The following is a 4,355-nucleotide window of genomic DNA, read 5'->3' on the forward strand; positions in this document are numbered from 1 at the left end:
CCCCCACGTTGGCCCCACCCCCACCCCGTCTGGTTCGCTGGTGGCATGGAATTCATCTGGGTGCTCTTCGCCGTCGCCCTCCTCGGCTTCGTCGTCGCGTCGATCTACCGCCGCAGGAGCGCCGGCGGCATCGCCCTGGCACGCCCCGGCGACCCCGACGCGGCCGATCCGGCGGCCTACGGGTTCCTCCGCCAGGAGGACCTGGACGTCCGGCTGCCCGGTCCGGACCAGGACCTGACCGACGTCCTGGACCTGGTGCAGCGCACCCAGGACTACCGGGCCGCGGCCCAGCTGCTGGCCGGCACCGCGAAGGAGGGCGAGGCGCGCTGGCAGCGCGTGCAGGCCTTCGCGGGGGCTGCCTCGCTGGAGCTCGCCCGCAAGCCGGCCAGCGACCCGTCGCAGACGCCCGGCGGCCAGTGGCTGCGCGTGTGGCGCACCGAGCAGCCCAAGGACGCGGGCGGCGCGGCCGTGCACGCGGAGTTCCTGGTCCAGCAGGCATGGCGCACCTCCACGCCCGGCAGCGACGAGTTCCGGATCATCATGGAGGAGGCCAAGGAGGCCTGCGGCCGGGCCGCGCTGCTCGCCCCCGGCGACCCCGTCCCCTACCTCACCGAGCTGTCGGTCGCCCGCGGACTGGGCTATTCCCGCGAGGAGTTCGAGCAGCTCTGGCTCAAGGTCCTGGACCGGGCCCCGCACCACATGGGCGCCCACCTGGCCGCGCTGCACTACTGGTGCGAGAAGTGGTACGGCTCCCGCGAACTGGCCTACAACTTCGCCGAGTCGGCCGCCGCGCGGGCGCCCGAGGGCTCGCTGCTGTCCGCGCTCCCCCTGTTCGCCGTCTTCGAGCACCTGCAGGATCTGACCCTGGTGGCCAACCTGTACGAGAGCGAGGTCGTCACCAAGGCGATGCACGGCGCGCTGTACGCGGCCGGCCGGGCCCGGCCCGACGACGCGGTCCTCCCGCACGTGCGCCACCTGCTGATCTGGTTCCTGGTCAACGCCTCCCGCTGGTCGGAGGCGATGGGCCAGCTGATCCACGTCGACGGCCACGTGGGCGCGCTGCCCTGGACGCTCAGCCAGGACCCGGCCGCCGAGTACGCCGTCTACCGCGCCCTCGCCGTGGCCGGCTTCGAAGCCAACGGCGGCACCCCGGCCTCGCTCCTGCGCTGACCGCACGCCACCGCCCGGGACCCTCCGAAGGCTCCGCCGCTCCCACCGCGCCGCAGCTCACGGCGCCGCAGCACCCGCCTGGTGGTTCACAGCACCACCGTCCACCGCCGCCCCGAACACCTTTGCGGTTCGGGGCGGCGGTGCGTCATAATCCGCATCCCCCACACGGCCCCGGCCGCACCTTGTCATGCCTGTTTCCAGCCGCTTTCCCCGTTATGCCCTCGCCGTCGTTCCGTCGTTCCTCCCCCACTGCCCTCTTCGTTGCCCTCTTCCAGTGATGTGTAGGGAAGCTCCATGAGTTCCACACTGCGGGCCGTCCGCGCCCTGATCCTGCTCGCCGGGTTCCAGTTGCTCAGCCTGGTCCTGCTCGGCGTCCTGGCGGCCGTCGACTGGGCCGCGATCTACGCCCCGAGCAGCGTCACCACCAAGGTCTGGCTGGTCTCGGTCGTGCTCGCGATCCCCGTGGTCCGGGGCATGTTCATGCTCCGTCTGCCGGACATCGAGGAGCCGCCGGGCGTCCCGCTCACCGAGGAGGCCGAGCCCCGCCTGTGGGCCGTGGTCCGCGAACTGGCCGAGGCCGCCGGGACCCGCGCCCCGGACACCATCATCCTGACCGCCGAGGTCAACGCCTCCGTGATGGAGCGCCCCCGGTTCGGCGGCCTGCTCCCCGGGCGCCGCAGCCTGCACCTCGGTCTGCCGCTGCTCACCGGCCTGAGCGAGGCCCAGTTCCGCTCGGTCCTCGCCCACGAGTACGGCCACTACATCGGCGGCGACACCCGCCTCGGCCCGATCGTGGCCCGCGGCCGCCTGCAGATCCGGCGCACCATCGCCCACTTCCATGAGAAGGCCGACAAGAAGGTCGCGCAGGAGCGCGCCGATCAGGAGAAGAAGTCCGCCCGCCGGGTCGCCAAGGGCAAGGAGGCCAAGAAGGTCGACACCACCGGAGCCGGCGCCACCTACCGGGCCATGGCGAAGATCTACACCTGGTACGGCAAGTTCTTCCTGCGCGCCTCGCAGTCCACCGCCCGTGCCGAGGAGTTCGCCGCGGACCGCTCCGCCGCCCGCCTGGCCGGCCGTGACGCCACCGCCTCGGCCCTGCGCGAGATCCCGGTCCTGTCCTCCGCCTACGACTTCTACCTCGAGTCGTACGCCACCCTGGGCCTGGACGCCCGCACCATGCCCCCGCACGGCGCCTTCTTCGGCGGCTTCAACGACCTGCTGACCGCCCGTGAGCTGCAGCTCGCCGACATGCGCGCCGAGCTCCCCGTGCAGCAGCTCTCCCCCTACGACTCCCACCCGCCGATCGGCGAGCGCGTGCGCGCCGTCGAGGCCCTGCCGGACGACGGCCGTGCCGACGACGGCCGCGGCTCCGCCCTCGGACTGCTCGCCGACCCGCGCGCCCTGGCCACCGCCCTGGAGCCGGCCGTCCTCGCCGAGGAGCTGCTCGGCTTCCGCCGCGCCGAGGACTGGCCGGAGCTCCTGCGGTCCGGCATGACCGCCCGCCTCGGCGAGCTCGACACCCCGCTCCACCGCGCCCTGGCCGTCTACACCAAGTCGGCCCCGACGCTGCCCGCGCTCCTCAAGGTGATCGACGAGGGCCACCTCTGGCAGCTCGCCCGCCGCCTCCCCCTCTCCGAGGAGGCGTCCGCCGCGCAGGGCCGTGCCTTCCGCGAGTTCGTCCGTCCCTCGCTCGAAGGTCTCGTGCGCACCTGGGTGATCTCCGAGCTGAGCAAGCAGGGCCTTCTGGACTGGGAGTTCTCCTGGTCCGAGTCCGCCACCGTGGTCCTCCCCGGCGGCGACCCGGAGGCCGCGGGCGAGGCACTCGACGCCGCCGTCACCGCCGCGGTCGCCGACCGCCCGGACACCGCCCCGCTGCGTGCCCTGCTCCCGCCGACGCCCTCCGAGACGGGCACCGACACCGACATCGAAAGCGTGTGACCTGATGACCGTACTGCTCTGGGTCCTCGCGATCCTCGCCCTGCCCGCGGTGGGCTTCGGCCTCTACATCGCCTTCGTCTTCGTCAAAGAGTTCATCAAGCACGACCCCGACGCGCCCGACGAGAACGCGGGGGCGGAGGCGGCCGCGAAGCTCGGGCTGCTCCCCGTCTCCCGGCTGGACCTGGACCGGCCCGGCGTCGCGGACCCCGCCGCCGAGGCCGTCCTGCAGGCCGTCCGGCGCGGCGACTGGGAGGCCGGCGCGCGGTTCCTGGCCGAGGCCGGCCGGGATTGGGAGGAGCGCGGCCGCCGGGTGAGCATCCTCGGCCACGAGGCCGCCAAGGAGGACGCCTGGCTGCTGGCCTGGCGTTCGGCCCGCCCCGGCGACGCGGACGCCGCGCTGGTCAACGCGGACTCGATGATCTACCTGGCCTGGGACGTCCGGGGCAGCCTGCAGGCCAAGAACACCACCCGGGAGCAGTTCGACAGCTTCCACCGCATCCTCGCCCAGGCCCGGGAGGCCTGCGCGGAGGCCCAGGCGCTGGGCGGGGACGACCCCAACCCGTATGTCGTGGAGATGCCGCTGGCGATGGGCCTCGGCTACTCCCACAAGGACTTCAACGAGCTGTGGGACCAGGCCATGGCGCGCGCTCCGCACCACCTCGGCGCGCACCAGTCCGCCCTCAAGTACTGGTGCGCCAAGTGGCGCGGCTCGCACGAGCTGGCCCTCTCCTTCGCCCGCGAGGCCGCGGCCAAGGGCGCTCCGGGCCAGCTGCTGACGCTGGTCCTGCTGGACGCCCACTTCGAGTTCGAGTTCGCCCACAGCGACCTCGACGAGGACGAGTACTACAAGCGCCCCGAGCTGATGAAGGCCGTCGACGCCGCGCTCCTCGACCTCGCCGCCGCCGCTGCCGAGGCCGGCGACCCCAAGGCCCGGCGCCTGCTGCCGATGCGGCACATGCTCGCGTACATGCTGTACTGGCAGGACCGGTACGAGGCCGCCATGGAACAGTTCCAGCTGATCGACGGCCACATCGGCACCACCCCGTGGACCTACCTGGCCGGCAACCCGCGCTTCGCCGAGCGGTACGTCGCGATCCGCGACTTCACCGCCCAGCGCGTCCTGGAGGCGGCCGAGGCCCGCACGGCGACGACCGCCTGACCCGCCCGTTCCCGCGGCTCCCGCCACCCGGCCCCGCCCTCTTTCTCCAGAGGGCGGGGCCGCTGCCGTTCCCGGGGCGGGAGAAGGA

General features: G+C 73.2%; 3 protein-coding genes. All 3 read left to right on the forward strand.

Annotated features, from left to right (window positions below):
- The first annotated feature begins 45 nt into the window (after positions 1-45).
- Positions 46-1,170, forward strand: a complete 1,125-nt coding sequence (locus ACOV8S_RS16195) for a hypothetical protein (RefSeq protein WP_448318517.1) — start codon at positions 46-48, stop codon at positions 1,168-1,170.
- Positions 1,171-1,464: 294 nt separating this feature from the next.
- Entirely contained in the window at positions 1,465-3,108 is a 1,644-nt protein-coding gene (locus ACOV8S_RS16200; RefSeq protein WP_448318518.1) for a M48 family metalloprotease, read from the forward strand.
- Between the two features lie 4 nt (positions 3,109-3,112).
- A complete protein-coding gene (locus ACOV8S_RS16205) occupies positions 3,113-4,267 on the forward strand; it encodes a hypothetical protein (protein WP_448318519.1) in 1,155 nt (384 codons plus the stop codon).
- Positions 4,268-4,355: the final 88 nt, after the last annotated feature.

It is taken from the genome of Streptomyces sp. CO7 (assembly GCF_053474865.1).

Bases quoted from the DNA above. Each gene is read 5' to 3' on its own strand.
- ACOV8S_RS16195 (WP_448318517.1), top strand. From the start codon at position 46: ATGGAATTCATCTGGGTGCTCTTCGCCGTCGCCCTCCTCGGCTTCGTC.
- ACOV8S_RS16205 (WP_448318519.1), top strand. From the start codon at position 3,113: ATGACCGTACTGCTCTGGGTCCTCGCGATCCTCGCCCTGCCCGCGGTG.
- ACOV8S_RS16200 (WP_448318518.1), top strand. From the start codon at position 1,465: ATGAGTTCCACACTGCGGGCCGTCCGCGCCCTGATCCTGCTCGCCGGG.